This is a genomic window from Seonamhaeicola algicola (assembly GCF_007997385.1).
In the GTDB taxonomy this organism is placed as follows: domain Bacteria; phylum Bacteroidota; class Bacteroidia; order Flavobacteriales; family Flavobacteriaceae; genus Seonamhaeicola; species Seonamhaeicola algicola.
In genome coordinates this window covers 127,859-144,005 of record NZ_VOSC01000019.1, presented here as the reverse complement: position 1 = coordinate 144,005, position 16,147 = coordinate 127,859, and the positions used below count along the sequence as shown (strand labels likewise).

At 32.0% G+C, this 16,147-nt stretch carries 19 protein-coding genes; 17 read left to right on the top strand and 2 right to left on the bottom strand.

The window, feature by feature from the left end; genetic code table 11:
* Positions 1-50: 50 nt before the first annotated feature.
* The 11 genes from hisF (at position 51) to FUA26_RS05975 (ending at position 7,588) form a co-directional block, all read left to right on the top strand.
* Positions 51-806: an imidazole glycerol phosphate synthase subunit HisF gene (gene hisF / locus FUA26_RS06020; protein WP_147133012.1), complete on the top strand. Its 756-nt coding sequence runs from the start codon at positions 51-53 to the stop codon at positions 804-806.
* A gap of 43 nt (positions 807-849) precedes the next feature.
* Positions 850-1,485, top strand: coding sequence for a bifunctional phosphoribosyl-AMP cyclohydrolase/phosphoribosyl-ATP diphosphatase HisIE (hisIE, locus tag FUA26_RS06015; RefSeq protein WP_262712121.1), 636 nt, complete (start codon positions 850-852; stop codon positions 1,483-1,485).
* Between the two features lie 52 nt (positions 1,486-1,537).
* Positions 1,538-2,947, top strand: coding sequence for a right-handed parallel beta-helix repeat-containing protein (locus FUA26_RS06010; protein WP_147133009.1), 1,410 nt, complete (start codon positions 1,538-1,540; stop codon positions 2,945-2,947).
* A gap of 18 nt (positions 2,948-2,965) precedes the next feature.
* Positions 2,966-3,754 carry a tRNA pseudouridine synthase A gene (locus FUA26_RS06005; protein ID WP_147133006.1) on the top strand — a complete coding sequence of 263 codons (789 nt, stop codon included), beginning with the start codon at positions 2,966-2,968 and terminating at the stop codon, positions 3,752-3,754.
* Positions 3,755-3,906: 152 nt separating this feature from the next.
* A complete protein-coding gene (locus FUA26_RS06000; RefSeq protein WP_147133004.1) occupies positions 3,907-4,413 on the top strand; it encodes a Dps family protein in 507 nt (168 codons plus the stop codon).
* A 47-nt stretch (positions 4,414-4,460) separates the two neighbouring features.
* Positions 4,461-5,363 (top strand): mechanosensitive ion channel family protein, encoded by a 903-nt coding sequence (locus tag FUA26_RS05995; protein ID WP_147133001.1) that lies wholly within the window; start codon positions 4,461-4,463, stop codon positions 5,361-5,363.
* A gap of 224 nt (positions 5,364-5,587) precedes the next feature.
* The gene (locus FUA26_RS05990) at positions 5,588-5,749 is read left to right on the top strand and encodes a DUF1328 domain-containing protein (protein WP_147132997.1); all 162 of its coding nucleotides are present in this window, start codon (positions 5,588-5,590) and stop codon (positions 5,747-5,749) included.
* Positions 5,750-5,800: 51 nt separating this feature from the next.
* Complete coding sequence (locus FUA26_RS15670; RefSeq protein WP_186826869.1) at positions 5,801-5,962, top strand: hypothetical protein; 162 nt, start codon at positions 5,801-5,803, stop codon at positions 5,960-5,962.
* A gap of 40 nt (positions 5,963-6,002) precedes the next feature.
* On the top strand, positions 6,003-6,215 hold the full coding sequence (locus FUA26_RS05985; RefSeq protein WP_147132993.1) for a hypothetical protein: 213 nt from the start codon (positions 6,003-6,005) through the stop codon (positions 6,213-6,215).
* Between the two features lie 24 nt (positions 6,216-6,239).
* Entirely contained in the window at positions 6,240-6,803 is a 564-nt protein-coding gene (locus tag FUA26_RS05980; protein WP_147132990.1) for a hypothetical protein, read from the top strand.
* 101 nt (positions 6,804-6,904) lie between these two features.
* On the top strand, positions 6,905-7,588 hold the full coding sequence (locus FUA26_RS05975; protein ID WP_147132987.1) for a DUF2461 domain-containing protein: 684 nt from the start codon (positions 6,905-6,907) through the stop codon (positions 7,586-7,588).
* A gap of 17 nt (positions 7,589-7,605) precedes the next feature.
* On the opposite strand, the gene FUA26_RS05970 is transcribed toward FUA26_RS05975, so the two are convergent.
* Positions 7,606-8,916 carry a T9SS type A sorting domain-containing protein gene (locus FUA26_RS05970; RefSeq protein ID WP_147132984.1) on the bottom strand — a complete coding sequence of 437 codons (1,311 nt, stop codon included), beginning with the start codon at positions 8,914-8,916 and terminating at the stop codon, positions 7,606-7,608.
* 210 nt (positions 8,917-9,126) lie between these two features.
* Complete coding sequence (locus tag FUA26_RS05965) at positions 9,127-9,543, bottom strand: glyoxalase (protein ID WP_147132981.1); 417 nt, start codon at positions 9,541-9,543, stop codon at positions 9,127-9,129.
* Positions 9,544-9,684: 141 nt separating this feature from the next.
* Between FUA26_RS05965 and FUA26_RS05960 the strand changes: the two genes are divergently transcribed.
* From FUA26_RS05960 to leuB, 6 genes are all read left to right on the top strand, one after another.
* On the top strand, positions 9,685-10,572 hold the full coding sequence (locus FUA26_RS05960) for a DUF72 domain-containing protein (protein WP_147132978.1): 888 nt from the start codon (positions 9,685-9,687) through the stop codon (positions 10,570-10,572).
* A 51-nt stretch (positions 10,573-10,623) separates the two neighbouring features.
* The gene (locus FUA26_RS05955; RefSeq protein ID WP_147132975.1) at positions 10,624-11,010 is read left to right on the top strand and encodes an acyl-CoA thioesterase; all 387 of its coding nucleotides are present in this window, start codon (positions 10,624-10,626) and stop codon (positions 11,008-11,010) included.
* A gap of 236 nt (positions 11,011-11,246) precedes the next feature.
* On the top strand, positions 11,247-12,650 hold the full coding sequence (gene leuC, locus FUA26_RS05950) for a 3-isopropylmalate dehydratase large subunit (protein ID WP_147132972.1): 1,404 nt from the start codon (positions 11,247-11,249) through the stop codon (positions 12,648-12,650).
* A gap of 101 nt (positions 12,651-12,751) precedes the next feature.
* Positions 12,752-13,351: a 3-isopropylmalate dehydratase small subunit gene (gene leuD, locus FUA26_RS05945; protein ID WP_147132969.1), complete on the top strand. Its 600-nt coding sequence runs from the start codon at positions 12,752-12,754 to the stop codon at positions 13,349-13,351.
* Between the two features lie 110 nt (positions 13,352-13,461).
* Positions 13,462-14,985, top strand: coding sequence for an alpha-isopropylmalate synthase regulatory domain-containing protein (locus tag FUA26_RS05940; protein WP_147132966.1), 1,524 nt, complete (start codon positions 13,462-13,464; stop codon positions 14,983-14,985).
* A 32-nt stretch (positions 14,986-15,017) separates the two neighbouring features.
* Positions 15,018-16,073 (top strand): 3-isopropylmalate dehydrogenase, encoded by a 1,056-nt coding sequence (gene leuB / locus FUA26_RS05935; protein WP_147132963.1) that lies wholly within the window; start codon positions 15,018-15,020, stop codon positions 16,071-16,073.
* Positions 16,074-16,147 lie beyond the last annotated feature (74 nt).

The following is a 16,147-nucleotide window of genomic DNA, read 5'->3' as shown; positions in this document are numbered from 1 at the left end:
AACCAACAACCAACAACCAACAACCAACAACCAACAACCAAAATACAATAATGCTTACAAAAAGAATTGTTCCCTGTCTAGATATAAAAAACGGACGCACTGTTAAAGGTGTTAATTTCGTCGATTTACGCGATGCCGGAGACCCTGTAGAGCTCGCAAAGCAATATGCCGAAGTAGGTGCAGACGAATTGGTGTTTTTAGACATAGCAGCCACTTTAGAAAACCGAGGCACAACTCTAGATATGGTAACGCGTGTTGCCGAACAAGTAAATATACCGTTTACAGTAGGCGGTGGCATATCGTCTGTAGAACACGTTGATGCTTTGTTAAAATGTGGAGCCGATAAGGTTTCTATTAACTCATCGGCAGTAAAAAGACCTGATTTGGTAAACGAATTAGCTAATAAATTTGGTAGCCAATGTGTTGTTGTTGCTATTGATGCGAAACAAGTTGATGGACATTGGAAAGTACATTTAGCAGGCGGCACCATTCCTACAGAAATAAATTTATTTGAATGGGCAAAAGAAGTTGAAATGCGCGGTGCGGGCGAAATTTTATTCACATCAATGGATCATGATGGTACAAAAGCTGGTTTTGCAAACGAAGCTTTAGCGCAATTGTCCGCTACTTTAAATATTCCTATTATTGCATCTGGTGGTGCTGGCAATGTACAGCATTTTATAGATACATTTAAAGAAGGAAAATCTGATGCTGCTCTGGCGGCAAGTGTTTTTCATTTTGGAGAAATTCCTATTCCAGAGTTAAAAAAAGAATTAAAAAAACATAATATTGAAGTGCGATTATAGAGGTCATTACGAGGAAGTATGACGACGTAATCTTTTAAATAAATTGCCACATCGCTTTGCGGTTAGCAATGATAATAAAATAAAAATGGAAATAAAATACGACAATAACGGCTTAGTACCCGCAATTATTCAAGATGCTACAACAAAAAATGTATTGATGTTGGGGTATATGAATGAAGAAGCCTATAAAAAAACAATAGAAACTAAAAAAGTAACTTTTTATAGTCGTAGTAAGCAACGTTTATGGACAAAAGGCGAGGAGAGCGGTAACTTTTTAAATTTGGTTGAACTTAAAAACGATTGTGATAACGATTCGTTGTTAATTCAAGTAAATCCTGCAGGACCAACGTGTCACAAAGGCACAGGGAATTGTTGGGGCGAAGAAAACACACCTAATTATGGGTTCTTTTCAACTTTAGAAACTATTATTGCAGAACGTGTTGCTAATAAAGATACTGCAAAATCGTATGTGGCTAGTTTGTTTTCAAAAGGCATTAATAAAGTAGCTCAAAAAGTAGGCGAAGAAGCCGTAGAAACGGTTATTGAAGCTATGGATAACAACGATGCGTTATTTTTATACGAATCGGCCGATTTGTTATTTCACTATTTAATGTTACTTCAAGCCAAAGGCTTCACTTTAAAAGATATTGAAGCCGAATTAAAAGGCAGACACAAATAAACTTTATACGCGTTTTTATCGTATATTTTAGGAACCCAAAAATCTTACATTAATGTTTTCCTATTTACCTACAATAAAACGTTTTACTTTAGTAATTGTTTCATTATGCTTTTTTTCTTGTTTTAATGATGCTGATGATGATGTGTCGTTTAAAAGCACACGTTTAAGTGACACCGATGTTAACAACCCAAATCCTTTTGATGGCCCTCAAAACGCAATTGAAACGATGCCGTACAGTGAAATTTCTAATAAAACGTATTGTATTGAGTTAGAACGTTGGGATATTCCGAATAACAGAACAAACCCTGTTAAAACTACCGAAAATTTACAAAAAGCAATAGATTGGGCAGTAAGTGAAGGCTACGGAATTATCTGTTTACCTAAAGGCCATTATTTAATAGGGAAAGAAGGCAATGCCATATACTATGCAGGATTAAAATTGCACAGTAATATGGCCTTTTTATTAGATAAAGAGGCTATTATTGAAATGACGCCTAATAACAAATGGAATTATTGTGCACTTAGTGTTAATAATAAAGCGTTTGTTGTAATATCTGGCGGTACTATTTTAGGAGATAGAGATAATCACGTTTACACACCAAGGAGTAATGATGGCGCTACAGCACATGATGAGGGGCATTTAATTTGTATTGAAGGTGAAACTAACCATGTAACAGTACAAAATATTGTATTAGGAAAAGCCAATGGCGATGGTATTTTATTAGTAGGTAGCCCAAAGGGTGAAGCGCAAAATCTTAGTGATATAACCATTAAACGCACTAATTTTTCAGATAATAGGCGTCAAGGCATATCAATAGTTGGTGCTAAAAATGTACTTATTGAAAATAATGAAATACATCATACCAACGGCACATCGCCTCAATTTGGAATTGATTTAGAAGGTGCGGGTCGTTTAAATGAAAACATAACTATTGCGGCTAATTATTTTCATAATAATAGAGGTGGCGATATTGTAAACACTGATGGCAAAAATGTGCTCATTGAAAACAATATATTATTACAGGGTACTGATAGTGAATATATTGATGGCCCTTTAGTGTATTGGAAAAATGCTAGTGCTACAATAAAAAATAACACCATTACCATGCGCACGGTATCGGTTAATAATTGGAATGGCATTATTATGTATTCTAATGATAGCCCTAAAAACAATACAAATACTACATACATTGATAACAATGTGCTTAATAATTGCGGTATGTATATGTACAAAGGCGCAGATTTAACCATTACAAACAATAGCATGTTAAATGGTCATTTAGCCTTTAAAGAAATGAAAAATTTAACTTTAGAAAACAATGCAGTAACGCACCCAAACACATGTTGGGCATATCGTTTTTTAGAAGTTTCGGGTAGTGCACAAGGTAACACATACAATAATGAACCTTTTGATATTCCGTTACAACAAAACACCCCATGGAATGGCTGCTGGATTAATTAAAAGTAGTATTATTGCCAAATGCAATTTCAGCCAAAAAAATATTACTATTTAATTAATTTTCAATATTTAGGATATCGTTTTCACGGTTGGCAAAAACAACCAAACGTTAAAACCTTGCATTTAATGGTTGATAGAACCTTAAACTATATTCTTGAAGGTAAGTATTTTAAAACCTTAGTTTCGGGAAGAACCGATGCTATGGTATCTGCTGAAAATGCTACCTTTGAGTTATTTCTTCAACATGAAATAGAAGATTTAGATGCTTTTTTAAATCTTTTTAATTACAACCTTCCGCAAGATATTAGGGCATTAGCAATTAAAGAGGTTGATGCTAAATTCAACATTATTAATCACCCTAAAACTAAAGAATACCTTTATTTATTTACGTATGGTGAAAAATGCCATCCGTTTTGTGCACCTATAATGACAACCATTTTGAACAATTTAGATATTGAAATAATGGCACAAGGCGCCAAATTGTTTGAAGGTGAACATAATTTTAAATCATATTGCTACAAACCTACAGATAATGGTATTTATACAAGAACTATTGAAACTTGTGAGCTTGTAGAAAATACTATTTATACGGCTAATTATTTTCCTGAAAAATCATATATGTTACGTGTAAGAGGCAAGGGGTTTATGCGTAATCAAATTCGGCTCATGATGGGTACATTATTTGATTTAGGTAAAGGCATTTTAACTTTACAAGATATTGAGCACAGTTTACAGCCACATGTATATGTTAAAATGACATATATTGCACCTGCTTCAGGGCTCATTTTAAATACAGTTGAGTTTAACTAACAGCAATTTTTCTTCTTAAAAAAATTAACACAACCAATTTTATTTAACATAATTTAAGTTAAATAAAACTTAACGCCGTTAAACCCTGTTAAAGCGCTTGACAAAACGTGTTTATGCTGTAACTTGAATGGAGAACTTAAAAAAAATAAATTATGACGTATTTGAAAATGAACGACGAAAAATTATTAAATGTAGTGGTAGAGTTAAACATCCTTTTAGCTGATTATCACGTATATTATCAAAAGTTACGCAGCAATCATTGGAACATTACAGGTAAAAACTTTTTTGATTTACATGAAAAGTTTGAAGAAATGTATAATGATGCCAAGGTTAAAATTGATGAAATTGCAGAACGTATTTTAACATTGAAACATCACCCAATGAGTAAGTTTCAAGATTATTTAAAAACAGCTTCAATTAGTGAAGACACACCTTTAAAAACAGATACCGAAATGGTAAATGAAACTTTAAAAGACCATAAAATTTTGTTAGAACAAATGAGTAAAGTGGTTGATGAGGCTAATAACATTTCAGATGAAGGTACAGTAGATTTAATTGGTGCTTACATTAGAGAGCTTGAAAAAACAAGTTGGATGTTAACTGCTTGGAGTAAAAAAACATCAGAATCTTTAAAAGAAAATTTAGTAGAGGTTGAATAATAATAGCTGTTTTTAACTTTTATTATTAACCTTTAAAACCTAAAAAAATGATTGATACAATAACAGAAGCACTCAACAATTTAGTAGATAAACTTCATGGTTGGCTAAGTGCTTTTATTCAAAATATTCCAAACTTAGTATTAGCAATTTTAGTAATGGTAGCGTCATATTTTATAGCTATCTATACTAAAAAATTAGTATCAAAACTTGTAAAAAAGCGTGTTAGTCAAGCATCTGTAGCTAACATGATAGCAAAAATAACAGCTGTAGTAGTTGTACTAACGGGTTTATTTTTAGCGCTAGGTATATTAAACTTAAGTAAAATGCTAACCTCATTATTAGCAGGTGCTGGTGTTGCTGGTTTAGCTGTTGGTTTGGCATTACAAGGTACATTATCAAACACATTTGCAGGAGTAGTTATTTCATTTAGAAAACGTATTCAGTTAGGTAATTGGGTAGAAACCAATGGGTTTTCAGGCGAGGTTATTGATGTAAACTTAAAGGAGTTTGTGTTGAAAGAAGCCGATAATAACTTAGTAATTATACCTAATAAAATGGTTTTAGAAAATCCGTTAAAAAATTATTCATTAACCAACAGAATGCGTGTAAATTTAGAGTGTGGTGTAGGGTATGAATCTGATTTAGAAGCGGTAGAAATCTTAACTAAAACAACAATTGCTAAGGCTTTTAAAGAAGTTGGAAGCCCTGATAATGTAGAATTTTATTATACTGAATTTGGAGACAGTTCTATAAACTATTTGTGTAGATTCTGGATAGAATCTGAAAGTTTACTAGAAAAACTAAAAGCTAAAACCAAGGCAATTATTGAAATTAAAAAAGCTTATGATAGAGAAGGTGTTAACATTCCGTTTCCTATCAGAACACTTGAATTTAATAACAAATTGGCTTTTGAAGAAGCTTCAATTGAAAATCAATTCTCAAACAACTAATCTGTTGTTTAGGCATCAGTTGCGCCTATTTCTTAATTAATTTAACATTTTGTGTAAAGCAATCACAAACTATGTTAACAAAGCATCTGGTTGTTAGCTTCTTTCGTAAATAAAGTAAATACTTATTACTTAAATAGCTATCATATTACAATTCTCTAAAGTTTAGAGTAGGTTTGCGCACTTTTTTGCAAACTATTAATAACAATCATTAAAAAAATAAAATTATGTTACGTTGGACAATCACATTTGTAGTTATAGCATTAATAGCTGGAGTTTTAGGCTTTGGCGGTATTGCAGGAGCATCTGCAGGCATTGCAAAAATATGTTTCTTTATATTTTTAGTGTTATTTGTATTATCACTGTTAAAAGGACTTGTTAGAAAATAGAATACATATTTTTTAAAAAATAATCAATTCACAAACTAAAAAATTAAAATCATGAAAAAAATCATAATAGCCATAGCTCTTTTATTTACAACATCAATAGTTTTAAACAGTTGTAGAGAGCAAAAAAGTACAGAAGACAAAATTGAAGAAGGTGTAGAAGAAGTTAAAGATGGCGTTGAAGACGCTGTTGATGAAGTTGAAGACGAACTTTAAACCATTATTCAATTATATATTAACCAAAAAAACAACAAAAATGAAAAAAGTAGCAATAGTATTAGCCTTAATATTAACAACTTCAGCATTAGTTGTTGGGTGCAGAGATAATAAAAAAACACCCGATGAACATATTGAAAACGCTATAAATGAGGTAGAAGATGATGTTGAAAATGCTTCAGATGATGTGCAAGACGCCATTGAAGATGTTAAAGATGAAATAGAAGAAGCAAAAGAAGAGGCTGAAAAATAGAACTATAATTAAAAAATTAATGCAATGAAAAATTTAATATATATAAGCACTTTTATATTAATTACAAGTGCTGCAGTGGCCCAAGAAAAGCCCAAAGAAGCAAAAGAAGAAACCGAAGTTAAGGTTGTAAAAATTAAAGATGGTGAAAAAACTACCGAAAAAAAAGTAAAAGTAATTACCAGAGAAACAGCCCAGGTTACTTTAAATGAAAAGGACAAAAATAGTGTTAACCAAAGTAGAGTACAATCGGCCTCAAAGGTTGAAAAAATGATTATGGTTGATAATGATACTGATGGTGATTATGATATGTTAACCAAAGAAACCTATTATCAATTAGGTGATAAAAAGTATTTGTTTACACCCAACAAACGTGGTTTTAATATAGCTTTTAATAAAGATGAAAATAAATTTGTAACTATTGAAGAAGCTATAACTACCGATGCTAACGGTCACTATTTAGTAAATGGCGAAACGTATGCAGGTGTTGGTTATTTTAATACTGAAGGTGATTTTGTAATTCAGTATTACAACAAAAAAACAGATACTATTGAAACAAAAATTTATAAACTAGCCAATGTAAGTAGCTAGTTAAAAAATGCTATGAAATAGAAACCATAAAAAGTCCTAAGTAATTAGGACTTTTTTGTATTTTTAGTTTTCAATCAACACAAACTATAATTTTAAAAAACATGTCTGTAACCGTACCAAAAGCCGTTTTTGAGTTTTTAAAAACATTAGAAGAAAATAATAACAGAGATTGGTTTAATGATAATAAAAACGAATTTAAAGCTTTACAAACAGATGTAAAACAAGTGTATACCGCTATTTTTAATGCACTTAACGCACATGACGATATTGATAAAATGAAACTGTTTAGAATATATAGAGATGTGCGTTTTTCAAAAAATAAATTACCTTATAAAACCCATTTTGGTGGCGCATTCCATAGAACAAAACCAAAGTTACGCGGTGGTTATTATTTACATATTCAACCTAATAATCAAAGTTTTATTGCTACAGGTTTTTGGGAACCTGCCAAAGAAGATTTACTGCGCATACGAAAAGAATTTGAAATGGATGATAAAGATATACGTGCCATACTTGCTAATAAAAATTTTAACACGGTTTGGGGTAATACCTTTGAGGGCGATGAATTAAAAACGGCCCCCAAAGGTTTTAGTAAAGACCATAAGGCCATAGATTTAATAAGAAAAAAACAATATGTTTTCACCAAAAAATATACTGATGCTCAAGTGTTATCGGCTACGTTTATTGATGATGTTAATGCGTCATTTAAAGCGGTACGTCCGTTTTTTGATTACATGAGCGATGTATTAACTACAGATTTAAATGGTGTTTCTTTAATTGATTAAAATAAAAAAACAGATAATCAATTTTTCAATATTTTAAACGAACTATTAGCAATTGTAGCAATATAAATAGCAGGTTTTAAGTTGCTTAAATCAATGTTATTTTTATAGGGTGAAATGGTAGTTTCAAGAACTTTTTGTCCTGTAATATTTGTTAAAATAAATGTTTCATTGCCTTTTAGGTTGTTAATATGCAATACGTTATTTGTAGGGTTTGGATATACGCTAAAGTTGTTTTTAGTAACATCATTATTTGAAAGCGCACTAACAACTTCCAGTTCAACACCGTTGGCATTATAATTTATTCTGAAACTTTTTGAGCTTCCTAAACTAGGTAATATTGTATTGCTAAAAGTTCCGGTAATACCATTATTGGCTTCTAAAAATGTTAACTTAGTTCCAATAGCAGGATCATAACCATCAACTAAACGCACTTCTACAATACCAGATAATGATGCTATTCCACCAATCATAATTTTATCATAATCATTATCTGCTTTTAAATCTATTTCAATTCTAGAAGAATTTTGTAATGTAGCATTATTATTAAACGTATAGGTGCCAATAGGATTTGCCGGAAATATGGTGTTATAGTTAGCATCAACAGTTGTTTTAGGTGAAATTCTGTTTGTAAAACTATTATTACCAGTGTGTGATACATTATTTCCCATTAAATAAAAAACACTGTTACCAAAAGTAATAGTACCAACATCATTAATTATGGTATTATTATTAGTAAATGTGTAGCTATTAATAATATTTTCGTTGGTAATGGTACCGTTGTTAGAAATACTAGCTGTATTGGTATTATTTATAGTGCCCGTATTTAAAAGATTTCCACTAAATTCAACTTTTATAGAAGAGGTGTTGTTTAATGTAGATTCTATATTAGTTACACCTCCATTTTTTGTTATTAATGACGCGTTGTTTTCAAATGTAGATTTAAAAGTAGCTATACCTTCATTTGTAAATACTGATGTGCTTGTTACAGTATTATTAAAAGTTGATGTGCCAAAATTTGAAAAGAGAGAATTATTAGTAAATGTTCCGTTACAAATAAACGTTCCAACAATATTAAAATTGGAAGTATTTTTTATAGAGCCATCAACTGTAATTTTTCCATAAATAGATGTAGGTGTATCTATGGTTATACTTGATCCTGATGGAATTATTACCGTGTATGATTGGGTTACCATAGTTCCAGGATATGAAGGCGACCAATTAGCTGTATCTGTCCAGTAGCCAGTACCATTGTACGTGTAGTTAAAATTTACTTGTGCATTAAAATGTATTGTATAAATACATAGTGTTAAAAATAGTAGTGTTCTCATAATTAGTAGGTTTAGGGCGTTCTACTTAAAAAATATAAAGGTTAATTACTTTAATTTTTTGATTACAAAACTTTAGGCACTACTAATTTCTAAAAACGATAAAATAAATTATGTTAAAGAGTCTTAAATATCGATAAAAAGCATATTTTATTTCGCTGAAACGCAAATAAATTGGTTTAAGTGACTTTTTTAGAGGAAAAATAATAAGATTTAAACAGCTTTTAGTAATTCTGGTTTTTCAAAAAGTTGAATTTGGCTTAGTAATCTATCTTTCACCAAATTCATCATGCGTTTATTCAATGCCGATGAATTTTTAATATACAAGGTATATTCTTCAATAGTAAACATACCAATTATCATTCCTTTTACAGAGTTTCTAAACTTCATGTCTTTGTGTATAGCATTTTCAATGTAATCTATACGTTTTTGCATGGTTAAATCATAAAAAACAGCTTTGTGTTTACTTATATAATTTTTAAAAACAGCTATTAGTAAATCATTTTGAAGTTTAATTACAGGTCTTAAAACTAAGTTTTGGAAGCGTTCGTCACTGCTCATATTGTCATTTACTTTTGATGAAGAAATCTCAGGACGCATGCTTTTTAGGTTAATTTCTCTTGGGCTCATTTTTTTAGTTTTAATAAAATTATTAATTAAAATGCCTTAAAAACACAAGTATAAATATAGTTTTCAACGGTATTATTAACAATTGTAAATGGTTAAATTATTGTAAGTTTACAATCATATTTAATAATAAACTTTTTTTTAATGAAGTTTGGAAGCGTAAACAACCCACAAGACATTAATTTTACACTACCGCCAGATCACCCTAAAACAAAAACAGTTTTAAATTTTGTGAAAGATGATAGTTTGCCAAGTATTTTTGTGGGGTGTGCTAAATGGAACAGAGCAGATTTAAAAGGTTTTTACCCAAGAGGTACAAAAGATGAATTAGCATACTACTCAAAACAGTTTAACGCCATAGAGTTAAATGCAACTTTTTATAGAATATTTCCAGCAGAACAATTTGCTAAATGGTATGATAAAACACCTGCTAACTTTAAATTCTTTCCTAAATTAAATCAAGAAATAAGCCATTGGAAACGTTTAAATGACACTAAAGAAGTAGTGGAACATTATTTATATAATGCGTCTAATTTAAAAGAAAAATTAGGCACTATTTTTTTACAAATGCATAATAATTTTGCACCTAAAGATTTTGATAGGGTAGTTAATTTTGTTGAAACATGGCCTAAACAAGTACCTTTAGCTGTAGAGTTTCGCCATACCGATTGGTATAATGATAAAGCAGTTTCAGAAGCGTTATTTCAATTATTAGAAGCCAACAACATTTCTAATGTTATTGTTGATACCGCTGGCAGGCGCGATTTATTACACATGCGCTTAACCAATGCTACAGCCTTTGTACGTTATGTTGGTACAAATCACCAAAGCGATTATACACGTTTAAATGATTGGGTACAAAGACTTAAAACTTGGCAAGAACAAGGCATTAAAGAAATAGATTTTTTTATACATCAAAATATTGAAAAAGAATCCCCTTTATTATCAGCCTATTTTATAAAAAAACTTAACAACGCTTTGGGGTGCCAATTAAAAATACCTAATGAAGCAGACCAACAAGCGTTGTTTTAATGCCTTTAGCATACAGTTTCCTTTCAAAAAAATATTGATAAATTAACACATATGAGATTTCACACCAGAAAATGGATTAAACCTGAAGATTTAAATGCTAATGGCACATTATTTGGCGGCCGTTTGTTAGAATGGATAGATGAAGAAGCAGCACTTTACACCATTATACAGTTAGAAAACCAAAAAGTAGTTACAAAATATATAAGTGAAATAGATTTTAAAGCGTCTGCACGCCAAGGCGATATTATTGAAATAGGTATTGATGTTGTAAAATTTGGCAAGGCATCACTTACGTTAAGTTGTGAAGTTAGAAATAAAATGACCCATGAAACTATTATTACTGTAGCTAGTATTGTAATGGTGAACTTAGGTAAAGATGGTAAAGCCTTACCACACGGAAAAACAAAAGTAGAATATGTTGCTGATAGATTGAAATAATTACTACAAACTAGGCTATTTTTAATATTTTATTTTTTTGGCTTTCGTAAAATAACAGCATGTTTTAGGTTATAAAATTTTCAGCAAACACGCTATTTTATTGAACTTATTAGTGATTTGCTTAAAATCATTAACAATTATACAAAAATGTTGACTGTCGTATCAGAGATTCTCGGTTTTCCTAGTAAAACAAGCTATATTTTATAAATTTGGCAAAAATTAATTCAAAACATTTTATGAGCAAAACACTGTTTGATAAAGTATGGGATTCCCATGTTGTTAGAAAAATAGAAGATGGTCCAGACGTATTTTTTATCGACCGTCATTTTATTCACGAAGTTACAAGTCCTGTAGCCTTTGTTGGTTTAAAAAGTCGCGGTATTGGCGTTATGTATCCTGAAAAAACATTTGCTACTGCCGATCATAATACACCAACTTGGAATCAACATTTACCAGTGGCAGATCCTCTATCTGCAAACCAATTAGAAGCTTTAGCTAATAATGCCGCAGAACATGGTATTTCGCACTGGGGGTTAGGTCACAGAAATAACGGTATTGTTCATATTGTTGGGCCAGAAAATGGTATTACATTACCAGGTTCTACAATTGTTTGTGGAGACTCACATACATCAACACACGGTGCTTTTGGAGCTATAGCCTTTGGTATAGGTACTTCAGAAGTTGAAATGGTATTATCTACACAATGTATCATGCAGCCAAAACCTAAAAAAATGCGTATTAACGTAAATGGTAAATTAGGGTTTGGTGTAACACCTAAAGATGTTGCTTTATACATTATTTCAAAACAAACTACATCAGGTGCTACAGGGTATTTTGTAGAATATGCTGGTGATGTTTTTGAAGATATGACTATGGAAGGCCGCATGACGGTTTGTAACCTTTCTATAGAAATGGGTGCACGTGGCGGCATGATTGCTCCAGACGAAAAAACGTTTGAATACATTAAAGGAAGAAAGCATACACCAAAAGATGCTGATTGGGATAAAGCAATGGAATACTGGCAAACACTTTACACCGAAGAAGGTGCAACGTTTGATGCCGAATTTACATATGATGCAGCAGATATTGAACCAATGATTACCTACGGAACTAATCCGGGTATGGGTATTGGTGTTACAAAATCTATTCCTTTGGCTGAAGATGTTGAAGGTGGTGTAGCAACATATAAAAAATCATTAGGTTACATGAAGTTTAATGAAGGTGATGATATGATTGGCAAACCTGTTGATTATGTTTTCCTTGGCTCATGTACAAATGGGCGTATTGAAGATTTTAGAGCATTTTGTTCTATAATTGAAGGGCGCCAAAAAGCACCAAACATTACAGCTTGGTTAGTACCAGGTTCACATAAAGTGGTTGATCAAATAAAAGAAGAAGGTTTAGATAAAATTTTAGAAGCTGCAGGTTTTGTTTTAAGAGAACCTGGTTGTTCGGCATGTTTAGCTATGAATGATGATAAGGTGCCAGCAGGCAAATTAGCAGTATCAACATCAAACCGTAATTTTGAAGGACGTCAAGGTCCAGGTTCAAGAACGCTATTAGCATCGCCTTTAGTAGCGGCTGCAACAGCAGTTGAAGGTGTTGTTACAGACCCAAGAACAATTTTAGAAACCGTTTAAAAGTAAAAAGTAATAAAAAGTTGTAAAGTTGCCGATGTTTTAAAAACTAAAACTTTAAAAGCATTAAAACTTTTTAACTTTAAAACAAGAACAAGAATAACATGGCTTACGATAAATTTGAAGTATTAACAAGTACAGCGTATCCGTTACCAATAGAAAATGTAGATACAGACCAAATTATACCTGCACGTTTTTTAAAAGCTACTGAACGTAAAGGTTTTGGCGATAACTTTTTTAGAGACTGGAGATATGATTCTGAAGGAAACCCAATTCCTGATTTCCCTTTAAATGATGCAAAATACGCAGGTTCTAAAATATTAGTTGGCGGAAAAAACTTTGGTTCAGGATCTTCAAGAGAGCACGCAGCATGGTCTGTATATGATTTTGGTTTACGTTGTGTAATATCATCGTTTTTTGCTGATATCTTCAGAAACAATTGCTTAAACATTGGTGTATTACCAGTGCAAGTATCTGCAGCATTTGCTCAAAAGTTATTTGATGCTATTGAGGCAGATCCAAAAACTGAAATTAAAGTAGATTTACCAAACCAAACTGTAACATTGGTATCAACAGGTGAATCTGAACCTTTCGATATTAACGGTTATAAAAAAGGCAACATGCTTAATGGTTTTGATGATATTGATTATCTTCAAAATATGAAAGAAGAAATTGCTGCTTTTGGTGAAACAAGACCGTTTTAAATAAACTTTACAAAACTTGTCATTCAGAATAAAAGAATAAAAGCAACAGATAAATCTATTTAGATATTTAGTTTTTAATCTGAATGACATAATTTTTTCTACAATATATTATGCGTAAAAAGCATATAGAAATAATGGATACGACATTGCGTGATGGTGAACAAACATCAAGCGTGTCGTTTTCTGCTTCTGAAAAATTAACCATTGCTAAACTGTTACTTGAAGAATTAAAAGTAAACAGAATTGAAATAGCATCAGCTAGGGTTTCAGAAGGTGAATTTCAAGCTGTAAAAGTTATTACAGAATGGGCTCGTGAAAATGGTTATTTAAACGCTGTTGAAGTGTTATCGTTTGTAGATAATGGTACCTCTATAGACTGGATTGTAAAAGCCGGAGCAAGGGTTCAAAACTTGTTAACAAAAGGTTCACTTAATCATTTAACACATCAGCTTAAAAAAACACCTAATCAGCACTTTAAAGAAATTGAAAGCGTCATTAATTTAGCATCAAATCATGGTGTTGCAACTAATGTTTATTTGGAAGATTGGAGTAACGGCATGCGTAATTCTAAAGACTATGTATTTCAGTTTTTAGAGTTTTTAACAACACAACAAGTTAAGCGTATCATGCTGCCTGATACTTTAGGCGTTTTAACACCTAAAGAGTCTTTTGATTTTATTGCTGAAATTAAAACAAAATTTCCCAATTTACATTTTGATTTTCACCCACATAACGATTATGATTTGGGTGTTTCTAACGCTATGGAGGCTTTAAAAGCCGGTGCCGATGGTTTGCATTTAACTGTAAACGGCATGGGTGAACGTGCAGGAAATGCGCCAATGGCTAGTACCATTGCTGTTATAAATGATTTTATGCCCGAAATAAGCATTGATGTTAATGAAAAAGTGCTTTATACGGTAAGTAAATTGGTTGAGAATTTTTCGGGTGTAATGATACCTGCAAACAAACCCGTAATTGGCGCTAATGTATTTACACAAACAGCAGGTATTCACGCCGATGGTGATAATAAAAACAATCTTTATTTTAGTGCATTATCGCCAGAACGCTTTGGTAGAACGCGTCAATATGCCTTAGGTAAAGCTTCTGGTAAAGCCAATATTCAAAAAAACCTACAGGAATTAGGGCTTCAGCTTAATGATGAAGAAATTAAAAAAGTAACACAACGTATCATTGAATTAGGTGATAAAAAACAAGTGGTTACAAAAGAAGATTTACCGTACATTATTTCTGATGTTTTAGATAGCGGTTCTTATGAAGAAAAAGTAAAGATTGAATCTTATGTATTAACGCATTCTAAAGGTTTAAAACCTTCAACAACAGTGGCTATTTCTATTGAAGGTGATAAATTTGAAGAAAATGCACAAGGTGACGGACAATTTGATGCTTTTATGAATGCTATCAAAAAAATATTCAAAAAGAAAAACATAACGTTACCACAATTAACAGATTATGCAGTAAGGATTCCCCCTGGAAGTAAATCAGATGCGCTTTGTGAAACCATAATTACATGGAAAAAAGCAGATAAAGAATTTAAAACACGTGGTTTAGATTCAGACCAAACAGTATCTGCCATAAAAGCCACTGAAAAAATGCTCAATATTGTAAATAATTAAGAGAAATAAGATAAAACTATAAAAATAAACACATGAAATTAAACATAGCTCTTTTAGCAGGAGATGGTATTGGGCCAGAAGTTATAGACCAAGCCGTAAAAGTAAGTGATGCTGTTGCTGCTAAATTTGGACATGATATTACTTGGAAACCAGCGTTAACAGGTGCTGCAGCTATTGATGCTGTTGGTGAACCTTATCCAGATGAAACACATGAAATTTGTAAATCTTCTGATGCTGTATTATTTGGCGCTATTGGTGACCCTAAATATGATAACGATCCTTCTGCACCGGTTCGCCCAGAGCAAGGTTTGTTAAAAATGCGTAAGGCTTTAGGTTTATTTGCCAACGTACGACCTACGTTTGTTTTTCCTTCGTTATTAGATAAATCACCTTTAAAGAAAGAACGTATTGAAGGTACCGATTTAGTGTTTTTACGCGAATTAACAGGTGGTATTTACTTTGGTGAAAAGGGTAGAAGAGACAACAGAAATACGGCGTATGATAACTGTGTTTATACAAAAGATGAAGTTACACGTTTAGCGCGTAAAGGTTTTGAATTAGCAATGACGCGCTCAAAACGTTTATGCTGCGTAGATAAAGCAAACGTTCTTGAAACATCACGTTTATGGCGTGAAACTGTTCAAGGTTTAGAAGCAGAATACCCTGAGGTAACAGTATCTTATGAGTTTGTTGATGCTGTAGCTATGCGTTTAGTGCAATGGCCATCAGATTATGATGTATTAATTACTGAAAATTTATTTGGTGATATTTTAACTGATGAAGCTTCTGTAATTTCAGGATCAATGGGCTTAATGCCATCAGCATCATTAGGATCTGATATTGGTTTATTTGAACCAATTCATGGATCATATCCACAAGCCGCAGGTAAAAATATAGCAAACCCAATGGCTACCGTATTATCGGCAGCTATGATGTTTGAAAACTTTGGTTTAGCCGAAGAAGGTAAAGCCATTAGAGATGCTGTAAATAAAGCCTTAAATGAAGGTGTTGTAACTGAAGATTTATCGGATGGCGCCAAAGCTTACGGAACTAAAGAAGTTGGCGATTGGTTAGCTTCAAACATATAAATAACAACTAAATAGACAACTAACTAACACTTGAAAAGCCCTATCAAAATAACGTGATAGGGCTTTTTTTATGC

What these genes read in the sequence shown, in the direction of transcription:
- FUA26_RS05960 (WP_147132978.1), top strand. Translation starts at nt 9,685, where the DNA reads ATGAAGTTTGGAAGCGTAAACAACCCACAAGACATTAATTTTACACTA.
- FUA26_RS05995 (WP_147133001.1), top strand. Translation starts at nt 4,461, where the DNA reads ATGATTGATACAATAACAGAAGCACTCAACAATTTAGTAGATAAACTT.
- leuB (WP_147132963.1), top strand. Translation starts at nt 15,018, where the DNA reads ATGAAATTAAACATAGCTCTTTTAGCAGGAGATGGTATTGGGCCAGAA.
- FUA26_RS05970 (WP_147132984.1), bottom strand. Translation starts at nt 8,916, where the DNA reads ATGAGAACACTACTATTTTTAACACTATGTATTTATACAATACATTTT.
- FUA26_RS15670 (WP_186826869.1), top strand. Translation starts at nt 5,801, where the DNA reads ATGAAAAAAATCATAATAGCCATAGCTCTTTTATTTACAACATCAATA.
- FUA26_RS05940 (WP_147132966.1), top strand. Translation starts at nt 13,462, where the DNA reads ATGCGTAAAAAGCATATAGAAATAATGGATACGACATTGCGTGATGGT.
- hisF (WP_147133012.1), top strand. Translation starts at nt 51, where the DNA reads ATGCTTACAAAAAGAATTGTTCCCTGTCTAGATATAAAAAACGGACGC.
- leuD (WP_147132969.1), top strand. Translation starts at nt 12,752, where the DNA reads ATGGCTTACGATAAATTTGAAGTATTAACAAGTACAGCGTATCCGTTA.
- FUA26_RS05985 (WP_147132993.1), top strand. Translation starts at nt 6,003, where the DNA reads ATGAAAAAAGTAGCAATAGTATTAGCCTTAATATTAACAACTTCAGCA.
- FUA26_RS06005 (WP_147133006.1), top strand. Translation starts at nt 2,966, where the DNA reads ATGCAATTTCAGCCAAAAAAATATTACTATTTAATTAATTTTCAATAT.
- leuC (WP_147132972.1), top strand. Translation starts at nt 11,247, where the DNA reads ATGAGCAAAACACTGTTTGATAAAGTATGGGATTCCCATGTTGTTAGA.
- FUA26_RS05955 (WP_147132975.1), top strand. Translation starts at nt 10,624, where the DNA reads ATGAGATTTCACACCAGAAAATGGATTAAACCTGAAGATTTAAATGCT.
- FUA26_RS05975 (WP_147132987.1), top strand. Translation starts at nt 6,905, where the DNA reads ATGTCTGTAACCGTACCAAAAGCCGTTTTTGAGTTTTTAAAAACATTA.
- FUA26_RS05980 (WP_147132990.1), top strand. Translation starts at nt 6,240, where the DNA reads ATGAAAAATTTAATATATATAAGCACTTTTATATTAATTACAAGTGCT.
- FUA26_RS06000 (WP_147133004.1), top strand. Translation starts at nt 3,907, where the DNA reads ATGACGTATTTGAAAATGAACGACGAAAAATTATTAAATGTAGTGGTA.
- FUA26_RS06010 (WP_147133009.1), top strand. Translation starts at nt 1,538, where the DNA reads ATGTTTTCCTATTTACCTACAATAAAACGTTTTACTTTAGTAATTGTT.
- FUA26_RS05965 (WP_147132981.1), bottom strand. Translation starts at nt 9,543, where the DNA reads ATGAGCCCAAGAGAAATTAACCTAAAAAGCATGCGTCCTGAGATTTCT.
- FUA26_RS05990 (WP_147132997.1), top strand. Translation starts at nt 5,588, where the DNA reads ATGTTACGTTGGACAATCACATTTGTAGTTATAGCATTAATAGCTGGA.